The following is a 20,233-nucleotide window of genomic DNA, read 5'->3' as shown; positions in this document are numbered from 1 at the left end:
CATATCCAAGGCCCAGATGCAGGACTTCTACCGGCGGATGCTGCTCATCAGGCGCTTCGAAGAGGCGTGCTCCGAGTGGTACATGCGCGGCAAGATAGGCGGCTTCCTGCACCTGTACATCGGCGAGGAAGCGTGCGCCGTGGGCTCCGTCAGTTGTCTGGGGCCCGCGGACTACATCGTGAGCCACTACCGGGAGCACGGCCACGCCCTGGCGCGGGGGCTGGACCCCAGCCGGCTCATGGCGGAGTTGTTCGGACGGGCCACGGGCACCAGCAAGGGCAAAGGCGGCTCCATGCACCTGTTTGACGCCTCCAAGGGCTTCCTGGGCGGCTACGCCATAGTGGGCGCCATGCTGCCCATCGCGTGCGGGCTGGGCGTCGCATCCAGGGAGAAGGGCGAGAAGCAGGTCGCGCTGGCCTTCTTCGGGGACGGCGCGGTGAACGAGGGTGAGTTCCACGAGTCCATCAATCTGGCATCCCTGTGGAAGCTGCCCGTCGTGTTCTTCTGCGAGAACAACGGCTTCGGTATGGGCACCGCCATCCAGAAGACCTTCTCCGGCCCGGCTATCTACAAGCTGGCGAACAGCTACGGCATCCCCGGCGAGCAGGTGGACGGGATGGACGTGCTGGCCGTCAACAAGGCGACGCATGAGGCGGTGGAGTGCGCGCGCTCCGGTGGCGGTCCCAGCTTCATCGAGGCGATCACGTATCGCTTCCGCGGCCACTCCATGGCGGACCCGGTGGAGTACCGCAAGAAGGAAGAGGAGACGCGCTGGCGACAACGTGACCCCATCCTGCACTTCCCCAAGAAACTCAAAGACGAGGGCCTGGCGACGGCTGATGACCTCCAACAGATAGAGCAGGATGTGGACAGGGTGATGGAGGAGGCGGTGCGCTTCGCCAACGAGAGCCCCGAGCCGGCGCCGGAAGAACTTTACACGGACATTCTGGCGGAGTAGGGAGCTGACTATGGCTATAATCACCTATCGCGAGGCCATCAGCGGCGCCCTGCGCGAAGCCCTTCAGAGCGACCCCAAGGTGTTCCTCATGGGCGAGGACATCGGCGACTACGGCGGCTCCTACGCCGTGACCAAGGGCTTCATCAAGGAGTTCGGCCCCCAGCGCATCCGGGACATGCCCATCGCCGAGTCGGTCATCGTGGGCACGGGCATCGGCGCGGCCATGGCCGGCATGCGGCCCATTGTGGAGCTGATGACGATCAACTTCAGCCTGTTGGCCCTTGACCAGATCGTCAACATCGCGTCCAAGATACACTACATGTCGGGCGGGCAGGTCAGCGTTCCGCTGGTCATCCGGACGGTCAGCGGCGGGGGCAATCAGCTCGCCGCGACGCACTCCCAGAGCCTGGAGGGCTGGTTCGCCTGCCTGCCGGGCCTGCGTGTAGCCGTCCCGGCCACCCCCTATGACGCCCGTGGACTGATGCGCACCGCCTTGAAGGACAAGAACCCCACCATCTTCGTGGAGCACTCGCTGCTGTACTCGCTGAAGGGAGAGGTCCCGGACGAGTGGTACACCGTCCCCTTCGGAAAGGCGGAGGTCAAGCGCCCGGGCAAGGACGTGACCATCGTCTCTTACCTGCGCATGACCCAGGTGGCGCTGCGCGCCGCCGAGCGGCTGGCCCAGGAGCACGGCATTCAGGCCGAAGTGGTTGACCTGCGCACGCTGCGCCCCCTGGACGTGGAGACCGCAGTGGAGTCCGTGAAGAAGACCAACAAGTGCGTCGTTGTCGAGGAGACGTGGCGGACCGGCGGCTTCGGCGCCGAGATCGTCGGCCGGATTCAGGAGGCCGCCTTTGATTCCCTGGACGGGCCGGTGATGCGCGTGGCGGGCAAGGACGTGCCCATGCCGTACTCGCGGAAGCTCGAGCTGACCGCCATTCCCAACGAGGATGATATCATCCGGGCCGTCAAGGTCCCGGCCTAACTCAACGTCTTTCCGGGCGTATCCCGCGCCCCGTTGACGTCCCAATCAGAAGGAGGTCTTGCGTGGCTACCGAAATCATCATGCCTCAAATGGGCTTCGACATGAAGGAGGGCAAGGTCGCCCGCTGGCTCAAGAAAGAGGGCGACCAGGTCCAAAAGGGCGAGCCGATCGCCGAGATAGAGACGGACAAGGCCGTCGTAGAGGTGGAGGCCTTCGGGGCCGGCGTGTTGCGCAAGGTCCTCGTCCACGAGGGGCGCACCGTCCCCGTCGGCGAGGTCATCGGCTTCATCGGCGCACCGAACGAGGCCCTGCCGGATGCGGCGTCCAAACCCGCCGAAGCTCCGGCCCAGGCGCCAACAGCGCCCGCGGAGGCGAAAGGGAAGACCACGGCCCCGGCCGCCGCCGCTCCTGCCTCCGCGACTGCGGCTCCGGCTCCGGCGGCGTCCGCGGAGGCGAAACGGCCCGCGGTCCCGGCTGTCGCGCCCGCACCCGCCGCGCCGGGCGAAGCCATGCCAGGCGTCGCATCAAAGACTGCGTCGAGTCCGCCCGTGGCCCTCGCTCAGGCCGCGACGCCCGCACCCGCCGCGCCGGGCCGGGAGGCCAACACCTCACCCATCGCGCGGAAGCTGGCGGACGAGATGGGCGTGGATATCCGCCAGGTCACGGGCACCGGCCCCGGCGGACGCGTCGGCAAGGATGACATCCTCGCCTATGTAGAGAAGCGCAAGGCCGCTCCCGCCGCAGCGCTGCCGACGGCCCCCCCCGCACCGGCTGCGACGCCGACCCCCGTTCCACCGACAGCCACGCCCGCGGCAGCGCCGGCACGGCCCGCCGCTCCCGCGCCTGCGGGCGAGCAGGTCATCGAGCTGTCCAAGATGCGCCTGGCCATCGCCCGGCGGATGGCGGAGAGCAAGCGCACCATCCCGCACTTCTACGTCCAGGTCGCCATTGACATGACGGAGTCCATGACCCTCCGCAAGGGGCTGAACGACGCCCTGGGCGGCGACGTGAAGGTCAGCGTCAACGACATGATCATCAAGGCGGTCGCCGCCACGCTGGGCAAGTTCCCCCTGTTCAACGCCAGCTTCGTTGATGACAAGGTTCACGTCCACCCGCACATCAACATCGGCATCGCCATCGCGTTGGACCAGGGACTCATTGCGCCGGGTATCCTGGACGCCAACCACAAGAGCCTGGTGGAGATCGCCAGGGCCAGCAAGGACCTGGCGGACAGGGCGCGTCAGGGCGTCCTCAAGGCGGAGGAATATTCAGCCACCACGTTCAACGTCACCAACCTGGGCATGTACGACGTGGACAACTTCACCGCCATCATCACGCCGCCCCAGAGCGCGGCTCTGTCCGTGGGCGCTGTCCGGCCGCAGCCCGTGGCGCGGGGCGGCCAGGTGGTAGTGCGCGAGATGATGATGGTGACCCTGTGCATAGACCACCGCGTCACCGACGGCGCTCAGGGCGGCCTCTTCCTGAAGGATCTGCGCGCCACTCTGGAGAACCCCGTCAGCCTGCTGCTATAACAGGACGCGGGGGCAGTTCCCCAGCCCTCGTTGGCAATGAGCTGAAGAGATAACGGGCGGCACTCTGCCCGTTATCTCTTTTTTCGCGCTCTCCCCGATGCGCACTTAACGCGTAGCCCCAACGCGCACAACCCCTTGACAGGCTCGGCGTGAGTGCTTAGAATGCCCGTTGGCCCTCGTGATTGTTCAGGGCATCACAAGTGTCCATGAGCGAAGCGGGTGCGGTGGGAGGGTAGTGGTAGCTTGGCAACAAGCTGCCCAAGGCCGGGTTTTCCGGTCTTTTGTGTTATTCCCTCCGGAGCCTGCCGTTAGTGGTCAGGCTCCAGTTTATCTCAGCGAGAGGTTACACGGAGAGTATGGAGATCGACCCTCGGACGGTTACGACGGCAGACTGGGGCCAGTTGTTTCACATCACGACGTCGCTTTTCATCATCGTCGTCTTCGTCGTTCCCTTCGCCTTCTCGTTTCTCCTCGCCCATGCTGTCATCCCTTCGCTCACCATGACGGGAAACCTGGCGCGCCGGGCGAGCGCTCTCCGTCCCGTGTTTTACATCGTCGGTCTCATGTTCTTTGGTCTGGCTCTGTACACCGCCATCAGCACGCTCACGAACACCGGTGTCACAACATCCATTTACGCACAGAGGCTCATCTAGACGCTCGGCGACTTCCAGGACGCCGCGAGGTCATGCGCATGAGTAACGGAGGCCGAGGGACAGCCGGATGAAATACGGGACAAAAATAAAGCTGTTGCCGTTGGTCATCGGCGGCCCTCTTCTTATTCTTCTGATCGGCATCGGCATCAGCCAGGTGTCCGCTCAGGTGGCCGCCGGGCCGGTGCAGCCACTCAAGTTCGCGCACTCCCTCCACGCGGGGAGCCTGGGCATTCAGTGCGTGTTCTGTCACCGGAACGTGGAGTCGGGGTCCGCCGCCACTGTGCCCGCGCTGGAGCAGTGCATGTTCTGCCATACCGTCGCGGGGTCGGGCAGGCCGGATGTTGAGAAGCTTCGCGCGGCCTTTGCGGCACAGCAGCCCATTGACTGGATCCGGGTGCACCGCGTCCCTGACACCGTGAAGTTCGTGCATGAGCCGCACATCAGAGCGGGGTACCAGTGCGCCACGTGTCACGGTGCGGTGGAGACCATGGACCAGGTAAGTCAGGTGCGTCCCCTCAACATGGGCGATTGCGTGACTTGCCATCGTCAGAACAACGCGCCCACCGACTGCGCGACGTGCCATAACTAACAGGGGCATAGAGAAAATGCAGCTATCTCGGCGCGAATTCTTGAAGCTCGCCGGCGTGTCCGCGGCGGGGGCCGCGCTCTTCACCGCGTGCAGCATTCCTGAGAAAGAGCTTCTGGTCCAGAGCCCCGCCCGCATTCCGGAGGATGTCCTCGACGGAGACGAGAGCTGGTACGCCAGCGTGTGCCGCCAGTGTCCGGCGGGCTGCGGCATCATCGTCCGTGTCATGGAGGGGCGCGCCAAGAAGATAGAGGGGAACCCGGACTACCCGGTGAACCGCGGTAAGCTCTGCGCCCGCGGTCTGGCGGGCGTGCAGGCGCTGTACCACCCCGACCGCATCAAGGGCCCCATGCGGCGCACGGGCGCGCGGGGAAGCGGGCAGTGGCAGCAAATCACGTGGGACCAGGCCTTGAACGACCTGGTGGGACGCCTGAAGCAGCTCCGGGGAAGCGCCGCGGACACCGTGGTGCTGGCCCACGAGCCTCTGCGCGGGCCCATGTCCCTGCTGGTGGACCGCTTCACCCGCACGTACGGAAGTGAGCGCTTGGCCTATGAGCCCATGGACCAGGCCGCCCTCCGCGCCGCGCTCAAGACGGCCTTCGGAGAGGACGTCGTCCCCGAGTTCGACATCCAGAACGCATCCTACGTCATGTCCTTCGGCGCCGACTTCCTGGAGACATGGCTTTCGCCTGTGCGCTACAACCGCCACTACGGCGAGTTCCGGCAGGGCGCCAACCGCAAGCGCGGCACCCTGGTCCATGTGGAGCCTCGCTTCTCGCTGGAGGCGGCCAACGCCGACCAGTGGGTCCCCGTCCGGCCAGGCACGGAGGGCGTCCTTGCCCTGAGCATGGCCTACGTCCTGATGTCCGACGGCTCTGCGGACGCGCGGGCCGCGGCCTCCATCACGGCGGGCGCTGGCGCTCGGGCGCTGGCGTCCTTCAGCCCTGAGCGGGTTGAGTCCGTCATCGGCGTCCCCGCCGCGCGCATCCAGGAGCTGGCGCGGGAATTCGCCAGCCACCAGCCGAGCATCGCCATAGGCGGCGGGTCCGCCGCCGCGCACACCAACGGCTATACGAACATGCTGGCTGTGTACTCCCTGAACTATCTTGTGGGCAATGTGGGGAAGCGGGGCGGCGTGCTGCTGAACCCCGCGTCGCCCTTGAAGGATGTCCCCGCCACGTCCGGCGCGACGCCTTTTTCCGCATGGCAGAAGCTGGTGGAAAGGCTTCGCACGGGCCAGCCCAAGCCGGTCAATCTTCTGCTGGTCCACGGCGCAAATCCGCTCTACGGCCTCCCCGCCGAAGTGAACGCGGGGGATGCCCTGGGCAAGGCCCAGTACATCGTCAGCTTCTCCAGCTTCATGGACGAGACGACGGCCCAGGCGGACCTCATCCTGCCCGACCACACGTACCTGGAGAGCTGGGGCGGAGACGTCCCAGAGCCTGGCCCAGGCCATCAGGTGGTGGGGCTGCAGCAGCCCGTGGTCAAAGCACTGTATGACACCCGCGCCTTCGGCGACGTGTTGCTCACCGTGGCCGAGGAGATTGGTCCCGACATGGCGAAGGCGCTGCCGTGGCGGAACGTCCGCGAGATGGTGCGAGACTCGGTGCGGGAGCTGCACCAGGCGCGGCGCGGCTCGGTCACCGCCGCGGAGTTTGAGGTCTTCTGGAACAAGGCGCTTCAGCAGGGCGGCTGGTGGGACTCCAACGCCAGGTCCTCGGCGTCCCCGACGGCTCCCATCTTTTCAAAGCCCCCGGCCCTGCCCCGGTACGCGGGCTCGGCCCCGGAGTACCCCTACCATCTCGTCATTTTCCCGTCTCTCTCCATGACGGACGGCCGCGGCGCGCATCTGCCCTGGTTGCAGGCGCTGCCCGACCCCATCAGCACCGTTGTCTGGCGCACCTGGGTTGAGATTAACTCCAAGGTCGCGAAGCAGATGGGCCTGGTGGAAGGAGACATCGTGCGCGTGGAGGCGCCCAACGGCAAAAGCATCGAGGCCCCGGTCTATCCGCACCCCGGCGTGTCGCCGGAGGTCATCGGCATACCGGCGGGCCAGGGCCACTCCTCGTACACCAACTACGCGGCGGGCCGCGGGGCGAACCCGCTCTCCATCATCGCCCCGCTGACGGACGCGGAGACAGGCGGACTGGCCTGGGGCGCCACCCGCGTACGCGTCAGCGCCACGGGCCGCCGCATGCCCATCCCCAAGTTCGAGGGCGGCGCGGTAGAGGCCCGACAGTTGCCCGGCGCGCCCGTGGCTCCGGTAACCAGGGGCTAGCCAGGAACATGCTGTCCCGGGGAGGAGGACGACTCAATGGCCGATAGGAAATGGGTTATGGTGGTCGACGCCGACCGCTGCTCAGGCTGCGAGGCCTGCGTTGTGGCCTGCCAGGCGGAGAACAACCTGCCCATCAACGAAGAGCCTAGCTTCCTCCAGCACCGCGCGTTTGAGTGGATACACATCGAGCGGTACTGGGAAGGCGAGTTCCCCAACGTGAAGGCCCGTTTCCTGCCGCTCATGTGCCAGCAGTGCGGCAACGCCCCCTGTGAGCCGGTCTGTCCTGTCTATGCCACCTACCACAACAACGAGGGACTAAACGTCCAGGTCTATAACCGCTGCGTGGGCACGCGCTACTGCGCCAACAACTGTCCGTACCAGGTGCGGTTCTTCAACTGGTTCGAGGCGGTCTGGCCGGAGACGCTCAAGAACCATTTGAACCCGGACGTGACGGTCCGCAGCCGCGGCATCATGGAGAAGTGCACCTTCTGCGTGCAGCGCATCCACAGGAAATCGCGGCTGGCCAAGAAGGAGGGCCGTGACCTGCGCGACGGCGAGGTGTCTCCCTCCTGCGTTCAGGCGTGTCCCACGGATGCTCTGGTCTTCGGCGACGTCACGAACAAGGACAGCAAGGTGGCGAAGCTGGTTGAGGACAAGCGCAATTTCCACCTGCTGGAGCACCTTGGCACGGAGCCAAATGTCATCTATCTCAAGAAGGTTGATCCCAATGCACGAGACGCCAGCGGCCACTAAAGCATCCGCCCAGAGGCTGCTGGAAGAGCAGCAGGGGATCACCCGCGACCTGTTGGGACGTCTGGCCCATGCCGGGCCTCGCTTCTGGACGGCTGTGGCTGTCCTGGGCGTCCTGTTCATCATCGGCGTCGTCGGTGTAGTCCTGCGGCTGCAGGGCGGCTTCGCTGACCGCGCCAGGTGGGGGTACTTCGCCGCGACCTTCGCGTTCCTTCTAACCGCCTTTCAGGGCGCGCCCATCGTCTCTCTGGCGACGCGCATGGTGAAAGGCCACTGGCGTCGCCCCCTCGCCCGCGCGTCGGAGATGTTTGCCGTGGTGGGGGTCCTAAGCTCGGTGCTCTTCCTGGTCATGGTGGGCCTGATTCCGCCCGTGCAGGGTCGGCGGACCCTCTGGTTTGAGTGGCCCGTGGGCGCTCCGTACCTGTTCGACACCCTTGCGGTCGTTTTTCTTGCCATCTGCGGCCTGGGCCTTCTGTACACCGCGGCGCTCCCTGACATCGCCGTGGCGCGCGACCACGCGCCCGGAGGCAGGAAGGGGCTGTGGACGACGCTGGCGCTGCACTGGCAGGGGACGCCGCGGCAGTGGCATATGCAGAAGGTGGCGCTGGGTGTGTTGGGCGGGTTCTACCTCATGTTTTTCGTGTTCACCCATTTGCTCATCAGCGTTGATTACGCCATGGCGCTGGTGCCGGGATGGAAGGACAACATATTCCCGGCGTTCCACGCTCTGGTGGGGTTGCAGAGCGGCGTGGCTATCACTCTGGTGGCCCTGGGCCTTCTGCGCTGGGTGGGCGGCTACAAGAGCTATATTGACACCGAGCAGTTCTGGGGGCTGAGCAAGTTGCTCCTGGCCCTTTCCATGCTGTGGTTCTATTTTCAGTGGGCCACTTTCATCACGTTCTGGTACGGCAAGCTGCCGGCGGAGCAGTCCGTTCTGACGTTTCTGATGTTCGGCCCTTATGCGGGCCTTTACGGGACCGCCGTTCTGTTCAGCTTTGTTCTGCCCTTCCTTCTGCTCATATGGAACGTCGTGCGCAAGAGCACTGTCGGCCCGTTCCTGGCGGGCTGCGTCGTGCTGATCGGAGCGTTCGCCGACAGGCTGCGGCTGTATGTGGCCGCCTTTTCGGTGGAGGATATCAAGGCCCATGCCCTGGAGTCGGTCCCGGCGGCGCATCTCCCTGACGGAGCCGATTTCATGATCATGATAGGCATGGTGGCGGGCGCCATCTTGTTGTATCTGCTTGCGACGCGCATCATCCCGGTGGTGTCCGTCTGGGAGGTCAAGGAGATGCTGCACTATCGGGTGGTCCGCACCTTCATGAGGGCCAAAGTGGTAGTCCTCGCCAAACCGGAGTAAGTGTCGTCCCGGCGACGGGTACATAGCTAGAGGCAGAGACATATGCAGGAACGGGTACAGTTAAGCGACGCGCAGATAAACCGCGAGCTCCTTTCCGGAGTGTTGCACACGCCCATGTGGTTCTGGGGCTTGGTGCTGCTCCTGGGAGCGGTGGTCGGCGTGGGAGTCCTCGCCGCGGGCGTTCTCATCTACTTTGGTGTGGGCGTGCTCGGCCTGAACAGGCCGGTCTTCTGGGGCTTCCTCATCACCAACTTCGTGTTCTGGGTCGGCATCAGCCATGCGGGCGTCATGATCTCGGCCATCCTGCGCCTGACGCAGGCCGAGTGGCGGCGCCCCGTGACCCGCGCGGCGGAGGTCCTCACTATCTTCGCCCTGAGCACGGCGGCGCTTTTCCCTCTCATCCACACGGGCAGGCCGTGGCGCGCCTTGTACTGGGTCTTCCCCTACGACTTCTCACGCGGGATTTGGCCCAACGTCCGGTCGCCGCTGATCTGGGACCCCAGCGCTATCTTCACCTACCTGACGGGCACGATTCTGTTCGTCTTCATCGCGCTTGTCCCTGACCTGGGAATGATCAGGGACCGGACCGCAGGCTGGCGCCACAAGTTGTATTCTGTCCTATCGCTGGGGTGGGAAGGAAACCCGCGCCAGTGGCGGCTTCAGGCCGTCGCGGGTATCCTTCTCTCGGCGCTGATCCTGCCGGTGTTCGTCTCCGTCCACAGCATCGTGTCGTGGGACTTCGGCATGGCCATAGCGGTGGAAACGTGGCATGCCACCGTCTTCGCTCCCTACTTCGTCATCGGCGCCGTGCACTCGGGCGTGTCGGCTGTCGTCACGATAATGGCGCTGCTTCTCTGGATATTCAAGCTGAAGAACTACATACGGCCTGACCACTTCGACGCTCTGGGCCGACTGCTGGTGGTCGTGGCGACGGCATGGCTCTACTTCTACGTGCTGGACTTCTTCTTCGGCATGTATTCGCTCGAGCCGCAGGAGCTTGAGAACCGGACGCTCATCATGTTCCAGTGGCCCATGAGCTTCCTATTCGTTCTGTTCGCCCTGGCGTCCTATCTCATTCCGATACCTCTATGGCTATCCAAGAAGAACCGGCGCAACATCCCGCTGATGTTCTGGTCCTCCATCCTGGTGAACATCGGCATGTGGTTGGAGCGCTTTCAGATTATCGTGCCGGGCCTGCTGCGCAAGCAGGCGTTCACGTTCACATGGGCCAACTATTCTCCCACCATTGTGGAGATTGCGTTGGTGACAGCATCGTTCGCTCTGGTTGGCTTTGGCCTGCTCATGTTCTCCAAGTTCTTCCCGCTTATCCCCGTCTGGGAGCAGAAGGAAGGCCAGTTGTTGAAGGATGACGTCCAGGTGGGCCGCGCGCGCGTGCCCGGCCTGGTCCACGATTAGATAGCGAAGGACAGGTGGATTACGATGGCGAAGAGAGCTGCACTGGGCCTCTATAAAGACGCCCTCGCCGCGGCGACCGCGGTAGACAACCTGAAGCAGAACCGCTTCACGGACGGAGAGATTGATATCCTTTCCGGCACGCCGTACCCGGAAGGGGCCTTCGGCGAGCACCACATCGGCCACAAGCTGTTCGTCTTCCCGTTCATTGGAGCGGCGTGCGGCTTCTCCGTGGGCCTGCTGCTCACCTTGGGGACGCAGCTTTCCTATCCGATGGTGACCGGCGGCAAACCCATCCTGTCGGTCCCGCCCATGGCGATCATCATGTATGAGGGCACCATGCTGGGCGCCATCCTCTTTACCATCCTTGGCATTCTTTTTGAGTCTCGCCTGCCCCGTGTACGGCGTTCGGTGTACGATGGACGGATCACTGAAGGGTATGTGGGCGTGCGGGTGGAGTGCGAGCCTCAGCGGTTCGACGCGGCGCTGAACGCGCTGCGGCAAGCCGGCGCCGACGACGTGAAGTTCGACAACCAGCCTGGGCTGGCGACTACCTAGCCGAGTATCGGTTGGGACGGACGTGATGAAGACGGTAAAGCTGCTCTTTCTGGCTCTGGGAATAGGGGTGGCGTTGCTCCTGACGGGCTGCGAGCCGGGGAATAAGTGGCCCTGGGCGGGTACGGGCGCGTACCCGCTGGACTACTTCGCGGAGATGCACTACCAGCCGTCCTACCGCGCGCAGGAGCCGCCGCGGCTGTACCCGCCTGCCCAGTCGGTGCCGATCACCGGGCGGGAGGTCTCGTACACTGCCGAGCAGGCGGCGGGCCTGAAGAACACTGTCCCGCGTGGTGCGGCGAATCTGGCGCTGGGCAAGAAGCTGTATGATGTGAACTGCGCCGTGTGCCACGGCCCCAAGGGGCTGGGCGACGGCACCGTGGCCGCCTTCTTCAAGGCCGCCCAGGCGACCGATCCCACGGTGATCTTGCCGACGAACTACACGGCGCCGGCCATCGTGTCGCAGTCAGACGGGCAATTGTTCTATACGCTGACGAACGGCAAGGCGAACATGCCGGCTTTCGGCAAGCTGCTGACGCCGGAAGACCGCTGGACGTTGGTCAACTACATCCGTTCCCTGCAGGGCAAGTAGAGGATATGGGGGAGTCGGCCATGCCTGCGCGTTACCGCTTTCACAGGTTCTTTAAAGGCAGCCGGACCGGGACAGTCCGTCTGGTCATTGTGGACCTCCTTCTGTTCTGGATAGGAGCCGCCGGGTTCTATCTGTGGGACACGGTCATGAATCCGTTCCCGCAGTTCTTCTTCAATGTATGGGCTGGCTTTGTCACCGGCATGATGCTGCTCATTCTTTTCAACATCCTGGTCGAGTTCTTGGGCACCGGGTACGATGAGTGGCGCGCGCAGCAGGCGGCCCGCAGGCCCAGCGGCCGGTAGCCCGCTAAGGCGGCTGTCTCGTTACCCTTCGGGACCTTTAGGACATCGCTCACCGCACGACGCCCCGCCACGGGGCGTTTGTGGTTTCCCATCCGCTCATGAACGGCTTTAGCCTGGCCCTCTTTCTCCAGCCCATGAAGTGGGCTACTATTTAAGCGGGGCTGAACGTAGGTCGGGAGAAAGCGTATGGCGGGTAGCACGATGCAGGCGGTCGTGGTGACGCCGGGGAAAAAGGACAGCGCCCGGCTGGCGGAGGTCCCTCTGGGGCCGCTGAGCGGCCCGGGCGACGTGCTGGTGCGGACGGTGCGCGTGGGCATATGCGGCACCGACGCGGAGATTAACGAGGGCCTCTACGGCGAGGCGCCGGAGGGAAGCCCTTATCTAGTCCTGGGGCACGAGTCGTTCGGACAGGTGGCCCAGGTAGGTCGTGACGTGCGGGGCCTGCTGCCCGGCGATTTCGTGGTGGCGATGGTGCGCCGCCCCGACGGCTGTCCCAACTGCCTGAACGGGGAGCAGGATATGTGCCTCTGGGGCCGCTACACGGAGCGCGGCATCCGCGGTATGCACGGCTTCATGGCGGAGTACTTCATTGACCAGCCCCAGTACCTGCTGAAGGCGCCGCCCGCCGTGGCACCCGTCGCGGTGCTTGTGGAGCCGCTCTCCGTGGTGGAGAAGGCCCTGCGACAGGCCTTCGAAATGCAGAGGCGCATGCTCTGGCGGCCCCGCACGGCGCTGGTGCTGGGCGCCGGGCCCATCGGCCTGCTGGCCGCGCTGCTCCTCCAGAGCCAGGGACTGCTGACCTACGTGGCGAGCCGAGGCCCCACGGCCTCGTCCCGTGCGCGGCTCGCTCAGGACGCGGGGGCGCGCTACGTGAGCCTCGCCGAGACGCCGCTGGCGGACCTGCCCAAGCGGACGGGCGGCATTGACCTGATTATCGAAGCGACGGGCGACAGCGGGATGGTGATGCAGGCGATGGGCCTGATGGGGACGAACGGCGTGCTGTGCCTGACCAGCGTGACGGGCGGCCACAACGACGTGTGGGTGGACGCCAGCGTCCTCAACCAGGGGATTGTCCTGGGCAACAAGGCCATCGTCGGCTCGGTGAACGCCAACATCCGCGACATGCGCCAGGCGATAGCCGACCTGGCGGTCTTCGAGAGCGTGTGGCCGGGCCTGCTCGGGCGCATGCTCACCCGTCGCGTGCCGCCCACCGACTTCAGAGCGGCGCTGCGCCGAGGCCCGGACGACGTGAAGGTGGTGGTGGAGTTCGGCCCTGAGTAGCAGAGGGATGGGATAGCCCTTTTCGACCATCCCCCTGCCCCCTTCCTCGCAGGAAGGGGGAGGAAAGAATACTGGGGGACACCCCCAGCGCCCCCGTTCCTTCGCTTTCGCTCAGGACAGGCTACGGGGCTTAGCCCCTCGGGACTCTCCTTCTTCAGCAACGCAGGAAAGTATAGGAGGGTGAAACCCTCCTGACGGGGGATTGGGGGAGGTGTCCCCCCCAATCTCAAACTATTTTTTTGGGGGGGGGCGGGGTGCCGTTTGCCCACAAGCCGGGCTACGTTTTCGGCTGCGGAGGCGTGGCCGCGGGAGGCGCGCCGTTCCCGATCCTCTCCGCCAGCAGTTCCGCTATGTCCTTTGCCTGTAGCTTCTCCTGCACGTCCTTGGAGCGAATGCCCTCCTCGAACATTTGCAGGCAGAATGGGCAGGCCGTCGCCACCACACTGGCGTTCGTCTCCAGCACCTGCTCCGTGCGGTGGTGGTTGATGCGCTTGCTGCCGCCCTCCTCCATCCACATGTGCCCGCCGCCCGCGCCGCAGCAGAACGTGCCCTTCTTGCAGCGCTGCATCTCCGTCACCTTCGCGCCGGGGATGGCCTGCAGCACGATGCGCGGCTCGTCCACGACGTTGTTGTGGCGGGTGAGGTAGCAGGAATCGTGGGGCGTAATGGACAGATCCGCCCCCGCGGACGGCTTCAGCTTGCCCTCCTTGAGCAGCTTGGCGAGGAACTGCGTGTGGTGCACCACCTCGTAGGAGCCGCCGAACTGCGGGTACTCGTTGCGGATGGTGTTGAAGCAGTGCGGGCAGCTCGCCAGTATCTTCTTGATGTTGTACTTCTTGAACGTCTCGATGTTCTGCTGCGCCATGAGCTGGAACATGTACTCGTTGCCCATGCGCCGCGCCGGGTCGCCGGTGCAGGTCTCCTCCGCGCCCAGCACGCCGAACTTCACGCCCGCCGCCTGGAACAGCTTCACGTTGGCGATGGCGATCTTCTGGCTGCGCTCGTCCAGCGCCGAGGTGCAGCCCACCCAGTAGAGGATTTCGATGCTGGGGTCCTCGGCGAGCGTCTTCACGCCCAGCCCCTTCATCCAGTCGGTGCGGCTGAACGTCGTGCCGCGCCACGGGTGGCCGCGCCGCTCCATGCTCAGCAGCGCCTGCTTGGCCGTCTCCGGCATCTTCGACTGCTCCAGCACAAGGTGCCGCCGCATGTCAATGATGCTGTCAATGTGCTCGACGGCCACGGGGCACTCCTGCTCGCAGGCGCCGCAGGTCACGCAGTCCCAGACCGCCTCCTCCGGGATGGCCCCGCCGATGAGCGGCTTCTCCGGCGCCGGGTCGGGCTGGCCCTTCGCGCGGGCCGCGCGGACGGCGGGACCCACCGCCATCAGATGGTGCTTGGCGTTCTCCACGATGTGCATGGGCGACAGGACCTTGCCGGTCAGGTGGGCGGGACAGTTGTCGGTGCAGCGGCCGCACACGGCGCAGGCATAGCCGTCCAGCAGCTCCTTCCAGGTGAAGTCCTGCACCGTGCCCGCGCCGAAGTGCTCCTGCTTCTCGATGTCGCGGATGGGGCGGAGCGCGCCGCGCGGCGCCAGGTCGTTGAAGAACGCGTTCAGCGGGCTGGCGACGATGTGCATGTGCTTCGACAGGGGGATGTAGACGGCGAAGCCCATGATGACGCCCAGGTGCAGCCACCAGAACACGGCGTGCAGCGTCGCGGCGGCAGCCTTGCCGACGCCCGCGAACGGCCCTCCCGCCAGGAACTGGCCGACGGGCGCAGCCGTCGCTGGGCCCGCGCCGCCGGAGCGGATGTAGAAGCCCTCGGTCAGGAAGGTGAAGACCATGAGTGCGCCGATGAGCGCGACGATGATGATGGAGTCCGGCGCGCGCGTCAGGTCGAAGGTGAGGCGGTGCGGCTTGACCACCCATCGCCGGAGGACGCCCCACGTCAGGGCGAGCAGGATGGCGACGCCGACGACGTCAACAACGACGATGAAGCCGCGGGCGACGCCCTCGCCGAGGATGGCGGTCGAGGCGTCCGGGACGAGGGAGTCGAGAAAGATGAACAGAAGATAGCTCGTGGTGAAGGAGAGGAAGCCGAAGAAGATGGCGGCGTGGCCCAGGCCCGCCCTGTCCTTCAGGGAGACGCTCTGGAGCACCTTGCGCTGCGCGAACACGATCTTGAGCATCCGCAGGAGCCGGGGCCACGGGCGGTCCCAGCGCATGTCCGGCTTGCCCAGGGTGATGAGCTTGAAGACGCGATTGTAGAACAGGTAGGCGGAGAGGGCGAACGCCAGCAGCGTGACGAGGTACACGCCAACCCCTATGGGCAGTCCGAAGAAGTCATGCGGAGGGACCATGTGTCTGGCATCTCCTTTCGCGAGCAGTCCGCGTCCTTCCGTGGAAGGAGGAAGCGTGGGGTGCGACAAGCCCCAGTGTAGCTGAATGGGGGGAACGCGGCAAGTGCAGGAGCGAACGCTGCGCTTTAGAAAACGCGCCGGAAGCTCATTGCTTGCGCTTGGTTGGCTGTAGGAATAGAATCAAGCCAGTGTCCAAGAAAGCGAGATGGTACAGACAGAGCCTACCCCGGAGGAAGGTTAGGGTTACATGAGGGACAACGAAGGGGTTGGGGGGGAGAACCAGCCGGCGGATCCAAACCAAAGTGGACCACTCAATCCTGCCAGAATAATTCAGACTGATTTTGGCGCTGCCTATTGCGCAGACTCCATTAGTTTGATGCGCGATTATGTGGGGGACCAGACCGTTGACCTCATAATGACGAGTCCCCCTTTTGGGCTCGTCCGGAAAAAAGACTATGGTAATGCAGACGCTGATGAGTACGTTAATTGGTTTCGGCCTTTCGCTGCCGAGTTTAGGAGGATACTAAAGCCAGAGGGATCAATTGTCATAGATATCGGAAGCGCCTGGAACCGCGGCCTCCCTACAAAAAGCCTGTACCAGTACGAGCTACTTGTCACTCTCTGCAAGGAGTTTCAGTTTCATCTCGCCCAGGATTTCTTCTGGTGGAATCCCTCGCGCCTTCCAACTCCCGCGGAATGGGTCAATGTGCGTAGGATACGTGTCAAGGATGCTGTAAATACGATTTGGTGGCTGTCGCGTACTCCGTGGCCAAAAGCGAGTAATCGACGAGTATTACAGCCATATAGTGACAGCATGGAACAACTGCTGGTCAACGGATATCGTGCAAAACGGCGACCCAGCGGCCACGACATCAGCACGAAGTTTTCACGCAACAACGGCGCATCGATTCCGCCAAACCTCTTGGCGGTGGCTAACACAGAAAGTAACTCACGTTATTTACGGTACTGTCAAGAACACGGGATCGCTCCGCATCCTGCTAGATTCCCTGCCACCATACCGGAGTTCTTTATTAGAATGCTCACGGACCCCGCAGACTTCGTGTTTGACCCGTTCGCTGGGAGTTGTGTCACTGGGGAAGTTGCAGAAAGATTGAAACGTAAATGGCTCTGTGGGGAAATAGAAGAGCGATACGTCCGAGGCGCCGTTGGGCGGTTCCCCGATGTTCCACAATTGACCATGTTGGGAGTTGAGGTGATCCCCATCACTCAATCGGATGTCTTCTACAAGATCCCTCGTCCTGGAAAGCTCTGGGATGCTGACGGCGGGACTCCTCTGCCGAAGGATGGGGGGCGTAGTAGGCCGGTTAAAGGGTTGCGAGACACAAATAGTGGTCTGAGAGATTCGACCGAGGGTTAGCTAATGCCTGCCGCCTCGCAGCAAGAAGTTACGCAAGCCGTCTTGGATTCTATGGCCGAATCAGGGGGCGTGGGTCTAATTGTGCCGGATACGCGTCCCAACCCGCGCAGATGCCTCGTCGCAAGTCAAGGAGCGAACTTTCCACTCTGGGCTTATGTGTGGACACTCACACCTGGAGGCCGGCCATCTCTTCCACACGAATATCGAATTCAAATGACGTCTGTTGATTCCCCATTAGCGCTCAATCCTCAAGGTCCCACGGTGCTGTTGGGGTATGAGCGCAATCTGCGGATGTTTGCTGGCTTTGATCTCCATAGGCACCGTTCTTTCACAGTTGGGTCGCCATCCGTCCAGATTGATGTCCGAACTGTTCGGCAGGCATTACAGGATGGGTTTGCCTACGATCGCAAAGGGAACGACGAACTGGCCATAGGTATCCGCCCCGACCATCTGCTCTTTTATTGTCAGCATTCTGCCCAACTGCATGCGGCGGGATCTGATGCCGCAGCTTTGACATTGCTCCACAGAGCCTCGCGCCTAGAGGATATTCCTGCGGGAGACTTGGCCGTTTTGCCACGGGAGCGTGAGCGAATCGTTGGTGAAGTGTCCCGCTTGGCTAGAGCCGCGAATTTCCGTACTCAGGTTCTTCATGCGTATGGGCAACGTTGCGCTGTTACAAGAGCGCAACTACGTCTTATTGAGGCAGCCCACATTCTACCCGTAGCGGCTGGCCCTGAGAGTGTGGACGTAATCGGTAATGGGATCGCATTGTCTCCCACCTATCATGCCGCATTCGATCGCGGTCTGATTTACCTTGATGAAAATCTGGAAATGCGACTAAATGCAGAGCAAGCAAGAAATCTACGGGCAATTGATCAAGATGGTGGCCTTGCCGTATTTGAAGCCTCTTTGGGCAGAATCCACTTGCCTCCTGATAGACACCAATGGCCCACGGTTCATTTCATTAGGCAGGCTAACGGCTACAGGAACATCGGCTAGGCACCAGAAGTTCATTGTGCACGCGCCTGGAATCTGGTGATCAGAGACCTTGTCAAATGTTGTAGGAACCTCTTTCCATCTCGATGGTTATCTAGGCTCTTGTTCTTTTCAGCAGTGCGTTTCTCGTCTCTGTCAGATGTCGTTCATGGTCCAGTGAGTCAAGACTCGTGTCCCCCTATCGCCCCGCCCGCGGCGTCGGCGTGGGCTGGCCCGCGGCAATCCTGACAAACGCGTCCACAATCTCGCTGTCAACCCACAGCGCCACCATACGGTCGCCCGTGGAGCGCCCCAGCGAGAGCACGCCCACCAGCTCGCCGCAGCGGTTCACCACCGGCCCGCCGCTCATGCCCGGCCGCGCGGGGCCGTCCGCCTCCAGCACGACCCACCCCGCGTTGTCCACAATCGCGCTCAGCGTCCGCCCGATGGCCGTCCTGTACGCGGAGTCCACGAGACCGACCGCGACAAGCTCTTTCATCTCCTGATGGACAGCCCCGCGGCGCGCCAGGTTCGGCACCGTGGCGCTCAGCCCGGGCGCGAACGAGAGCGCGGGGAAGTCCGTGCGCTCCGTCTGCAAAAGCGTCATGTCGGAGGCGCGCGTGGACGCCACAGGGCGGGCCGGATACGTCCGCTGGTCGCGGAATGTCACCGTCAGCCTTCCCGGAAGGACGTTCGCCACCACGTGCGTCGCCGTCATGACGTAGCCGCGCTGGGGATCAACGACGAACCCGCTGCCCTGCACCTGCCCCTGGGGCGTCACGCCGCGGACCTCCACGATGGACGGGAGGATCTTCAGCGTGGGGTCCTGGCCCGCGCAGGGGACGGCCTGCGAGAAGGTGGGCGTGGGCGCGGGCGACGGCATGGGCGTCGCGACGGGCGTGGGCGTCGGCGCGGCGACGGCAGCGCAAGCGGACAGCGCGAGAGTCAGCGCTATGCACGCGAATGCTGGAAGCGCGCGGGAGAACCCTCGTCTCATGTCCCTCTCACCGCCTTGTGTGGCGCAGCGCCATTATAGACAGTCCGCCCCGCCTTGCGGGGCGCCGAGCACCGGCTAGTACTTAGTTTCGTAAATCCACGTATGAAAGGCGCACCCCAACCCCGCTCACCCTGAGCTTGTCGAAGGGTGAGCCGCTCATGGTTCGACAAGCTCACCACGAGCGGTTATTCATAACGCTCTTTTCCGCAAGTAGGTACTAGAAGGCTGCGGAAAAAGGAGAGTCCAGTCCTTCCCTGGAAGGATTGGCGGGGGTCTGGGGGTATCCCCCAGATGCAAATTCCACTCCCTGTCCTACTAGACTAACGTGCGGCGGGCGAATTGGTGAGCAGCGCCGAGGGCCGGACTGCGGAAACAAAAAACGCTGCCACCGGCCTGGTAACAGCGTTCTGTTTACTAAGATGGTCGGGGTGACTGGATTTGAACCAGCGGCCCCCTGCACCCCATGCAGGTGCGCTACCGGGCTGCGCTACACCCCGACACTCGTGACAGCATAGCACAACGGGCGCTCCCCCTCAAGCCGCGCAACGACGCCGCGCTTAGTTCGTTTCGCCTCCTCCGCATCGGGCGGACGGACCGCATGGCGTTTCCAAGACTGAGCTATGGAGTCGTCGGGAATCCGCGCCACGTGGGAGTCCAGAGGGGCGTACCCTCTGGCGGGGGCACTGGGGTATCCCCCAGTTTCAACCCCCCCTTCTCCTCATAGGAACATAGCGGAACGCAACCGGGCCCGTATTGAAAGAGAGTGCAGGGGCACGGCCCCCGCCGGGGGTCTGGGGGTGTCCCCCGGCCTAAACACGTTCCCCTTCTCCTCATAGGAGAAGGGGGCAGGGGATGAGGTATCCGCCCTGTCAGGGTCAGGTTACGTTATCCTCACCGCCAGCCGCGTGACGCCCTTGTGGGACGAAATGGTGCGAATCTCCTTGAGGTCCGGCACGGCGGCCTGGATGTCCTTGATGGAGGCGGGCACGTCCATCTCCAGGGACACGGTCTGCTCGCCGCGCGGGCCGCTGTACAGGCCGTGCACCTGCGCGCCGCGCAGGCTCGCCAGCCCCGTCAGAATCCGCTCCAGCCTGCCCCAGGCGTCCTCCGCCGAGATGACCAGGTCAATGCGGCCCGCGTACAGGGCGTCCGGGGTGTCCGCGGGCTGAGTTGCTTCTTTTGCAGGGACAAAGCCGGGGAAAAGGCGGTGCAGCAGGTTCAGGAGGCGGTCCAGGAACCCTAGCTCTTCAGGACGGGACAGCTCGTCCCCGTTCGGGACCTT

Annotated in this window: 18 protein-coding genes and 1 tRNA gene; 15 read left to right on the top strand and 4 right to left on the bottom strand. The window is 63.9% G+C overall.

Going from position 1 to position 20,233, the window contains the following annotated elements; translation table 11 throughout:
• The first annotated feature begins 1 nt into the window (after window position 1).
• The 13 genes from pdhA to Q7T26_12595 all read left to right on the top strand — a co-directional run bounded on the left by pdhA (window position 2) and on the right by Q7T26_12595 (window position 13,242).
• Window positions 2-958 (top strand): pyruvate dehydrogenase (acetyl-transferring) E1 component subunit alpha, encoded by a 957-nt coding sequence (gene pdhA / locus Q7T26_12655; protein ID MDO8532991.1) that lies wholly within the window; start codon window positions 2-4, stop codon window positions 956-958.
• Between the two features lie 10 nt (window positions 959-968).
• Window positions 969-1,943, top strand: coding sequence for an alpha-ketoacid dehydrogenase subunit beta (locus Q7T26_12650; GenBank protein ID MDO8532990.1), 975 nt, complete (start codon window positions 969-971; stop codon window positions 1,941-1,943).
• A gap of 62 nt (window positions 1,944-2,005) precedes the next feature.
• Window positions 2,006-3,475: a dihydrolipoamide acetyltransferase family protein gene (locus Q7T26_12645; protein MDO8532989.1), complete on the top strand. Its 1,470-nt coding sequence runs from the start codon at window positions 2,006-2,008 to the stop codon at window positions 3,473-3,475.
• A gap of 356 nt (window positions 3,476-3,831) precedes the next feature.
• Window positions 3,832-4,128, top strand: coding sequence for a hypothetical protein (locus tag Q7T26_12640; GenBank protein ID MDO8532988.1), 297 nt, complete (start codon window positions 3,832-3,834; stop codon window positions 4,126-4,128).
• 67 nt (window positions 4,129-4,195) lie between these two features.
• On the top strand, window positions 4,196-4,717 hold the full coding sequence (locus tag Q7T26_12635; protein ID MDO8532987.1) for a cytochrome c3 family protein: 522 nt from the start codon (window positions 4,196-4,198) through the stop codon (window positions 4,715-4,717).
• A gap of 16 nt (window positions 4,718-4,733) precedes the next feature.
• On the top strand, window positions 4,734-6,992 hold the full coding sequence (locus Q7T26_12630; GenBank protein MDO8532986.1) for a molybdopterin-dependent oxidoreductase: 2,259 nt from the start codon (window positions 4,734-4,736) through the stop codon (window positions 6,990-6,992).
• Window positions 6,993-7,028: 36 nt separating this feature from the next.
• Window positions 7,029-7,745 carry a 4Fe-4S dicluster domain-containing protein gene (locus tag Q7T26_12625; GenBank protein ID MDO8532985.1) on the top strand — a complete coding sequence of 239 codons (717 nt, stop codon included), beginning with the start codon at window positions 7,029-7,031 and terminating at the stop codon, window positions 7,743-7,745.
• The gene (locus tag Q7T26_12620) at window positions 7,720-9,099 is read left to right on the top strand and encodes a hypothetical protein (GenBank protein ID MDO8532984.1); all 1,380 of its coding nucleotides are present in this window, start codon (window positions 7,720-7,722) and stop codon (window positions 9,097-9,099) included. The genes Q7T26_12625 and Q7T26_12620 overlap by 26 nt, the downstream gene beginning before the upstream one ends.
• Before the next feature lie 42 nt (window positions 9,100-9,141).
• Window positions 9,142-10,515, top strand: a complete 1,374-nt coding sequence (nrfD, locus tag Q7T26_12615; GenBank protein MDO8532983.1) for an NrfD/PsrC family molybdoenzyme membrane anchor subunit — start codon at window positions 9,142-9,144, stop codon at window positions 10,513-10,515.
• A gap of 24 nt (window positions 10,516-10,539) precedes the next feature.
• Window positions 10,540-11,070 (top strand): DUF3341 domain-containing protein, encoded by a 531-nt coding sequence (locus tag Q7T26_12610; protein ID MDO8532982.1) that lies wholly within the window; start codon window positions 10,540-10,542, stop codon window positions 11,068-11,070.
• A 25-nt stretch (window positions 11,071-11,095) separates the two neighbouring features.
• The gene (locus tag Q7T26_12605; GenBank protein MDO8532981.1) at window positions 11,096-11,659 is read left to right on the top strand and encodes a c-type cytochrome; all 564 of its coding nucleotides are present in this window, start codon (window positions 11,096-11,098) and stop codon (window positions 11,657-11,659) included.
• A 20-nt stretch (window positions 11,660-11,679) separates the two neighbouring features.
• Window positions 11,680-11,961 carry a hypothetical protein gene (locus Q7T26_12600; protein ID MDO8532980.1) on the top strand — a complete coding sequence of 94 codons (282 nt, stop codon included), beginning with the start codon at window positions 11,680-11,682 and terminating at the stop codon, window positions 11,959-11,961.
• A gap of 186 nt (window positions 11,962-12,147) precedes the next feature.
• Window positions 12,148-13,242 carry a glucose 1-dehydrogenase gene (locus Q7T26_12595; GenBank protein MDO8532979.1) on the top strand — a complete coding sequence of 365 codons (1,095 nt, stop codon included), beginning with the start codon at window positions 12,148-12,150 and terminating at the stop codon, window positions 13,240-13,242.
• Between the two features lie 277 nt (window positions 13,243-13,519).
• Here Q7T26_12595 and Q7T26_12590 read toward each other — a convergent pair whose 3' ends face one another.
• A complete protein-coding gene (locus Q7T26_12590) occupies window positions 13,520-15,601 on the bottom strand; it encodes a (Fe-S)-binding protein (protein MDO8532978.1) in 2,082 nt (693 codons plus the stop codon).
• Between the two features lie 376 nt (window positions 15,602-15,977).
• Here Q7T26_12590 and Q7T26_12585 point away from each other — a divergent pair, with 376 nt between their 5' ends.
• Together Q7T26_12585 and Q7T26_12580 are read left to right on the top strand one after the other, a co-directional pair.
• The gene (locus Q7T26_12585; protein ID MDO8532977.1) at window positions 15,978-16,979 is read left to right on the top strand and encodes a site-specific DNA-methyltransferase; all 1,002 of its coding nucleotides are present in this window, start codon (window positions 15,978-15,980) and stop codon (window positions 16,977-16,979) included.
• Between the two features lie 213 nt (window positions 16,980-17,192).
• Window positions 17,193-17,978, top strand: coding sequence for an HNH endonuclease (locus Q7T26_12580; GenBank protein MDO8532976.1), 786 nt, complete (start codon window positions 17,193-17,195; stop codon window positions 17,976-17,978).
• Between the two features lie 175 nt (window positions 17,979-18,153).
• Here the strand turns inward: Q7T26_12580 and Q7T26_12575 are convergent, their stop codons facing one another.
• The 3 genes from Q7T26_12575 to Q7T26_12565 form a co-directional block, all read right to left on the bottom strand.
• Entirely contained in the window at window positions 18,154-18,951 is a 798-nt protein-coding gene (locus Q7T26_12575) for a serine protease (GenBank protein ID MDO8532975.1), read from the bottom strand.
• Between the two features lie 420 nt (window positions 18,952-19,371).
• Window positions 19,372-19,448, bottom strand: a tRNA-Pro gene (locus Q7T26_12570).
• A gap of 383 nt (window positions 19,449-19,831) precedes the next feature.
• On the bottom strand, window positions 19,832-20,233 hold a 402-nt coding region (locus Q7T26_12565; GenBank protein ID MDO8532974.1), incomplete at its 5' end, for a hypothetical protein.

It is taken from the genome of Dehalococcoidia bacterium, assembly GCA_030648205.1.
GTDB lineage: Bacteria > Chloroflexota > Dehalococcoidia > JAUSIH01 > JAUSIH01 > JAUSIH01.
The sequence above is the reverse complement of the archived record's forward strand: the minus strand, read 5'-3'. Positions and strand labels throughout refer to the sequence as shown.

What these genes read in the sequence shown, in the direction of transcription:
- Q7T26_12590 (MDO8532978.1), bottom strand. Translation starts at nt 15,601, where the DNA reads ATGGTCCCTCCGCATGACTTCTTCGGACTGCCCATAGGGGTTGGCGTG.
- Q7T26_12610 (MDO8532982.1), top strand. Translation starts at nt 10,540, where the DNA reads ATGGCGAAGAGAGCTGCACTGGGCCTCTATAAAGACGCCCTCGCCGCG.
- Q7T26_12625 (MDO8532985.1), top strand. Translation starts at nt 7,029, where the DNA reads ATGGCCGATAGGAAATGGGTTATGGTGGTCGACGCCGACCGCTGCTCA.
- Q7T26_12650 (MDO8532990.1), top strand. Translation starts at nt 969, where the DNA reads ATGGCTATAATCACCTATCGCGAGGCCATCAGCGGCGCCCTGCGCGAA.
- Q7T26_12605 (MDO8532981.1), top strand. Translation starts at nt 11,096, where the DNA reads ATGAAGACGGTAAAGCTGCTCTTTCTGGCTCTGGGAATAGGGGTGGCG.
- Q7T26_12580 (MDO8532976.1), top strand. Translation starts at nt 17,193, where the DNA reads ATGACGTCTGTTGATTCCCCATTAGCGCTCAATCCTCAAGGTCCCACG.
- Q7T26_12575 (MDO8532975.1), bottom strand. Translation starts at nt 18,951, where the DNA reads ATGAGACGAGGGTTCTCCCGCGCGCTTCCAGCATTCGCGTGCATAGCG.
- nrfD (MDO8532983.1), top strand. Translation starts at nt 9,142, where the DNA reads ATGCAGGAACGGGTACAGTTAAGCGACGCGCAGATAAACCGCGAGCTC.
- Q7T26_12640 (MDO8532988.1), top strand. Translation starts at nt 3,832, where the DNA reads ATGGAGATCGACCCTCGGACGGTTACGACGGCAGACTGGGGCCAGTTG.
- Q7T26_12595 (MDO8532979.1), top strand. Translation starts at nt 12,148, where the DNA reads ATGGCGGGTAGCACGATGCAGGCGGTCGTGGTGACGCCGGGGAAAAAG.
- Q7T26_12600 (MDO8532980.1), top strand. Translation starts at nt 11,680, where the DNA reads ATGCCTGCGCGTTACCGCTTTCACAGGTTCTTTAAAGGCAGCCGGACC.
- Q7T26_12635 (MDO8532987.1), top strand. Translation starts at nt 4,196, where the DNA reads ATGAAATACGGGACAAAAATAAAGCTGTTGCCGTTGGTCATCGGCGGC.
- Q7T26_12630 (MDO8532986.1), top strand. Translation starts at nt 4,734, where the DNA reads ATGCAGCTATCTCGGCGCGAATTCTTGAAGCTCGCCGGCGTGTCCGCG.
- Q7T26_12620 (MDO8532984.1), top strand. Translation starts at nt 7,720, where the DNA reads ATGCACGAGACGCCAGCGGCCACTAAAGCATCCGCCCAGAGGCTGCTG.
- Q7T26_12585 (MDO8532977.1), top strand. Translation starts at nt 15,978, where the DNA reads ATGCGCGATTATGTGGGGGACCAGACCGTTGACCTCATAATGACGAGT.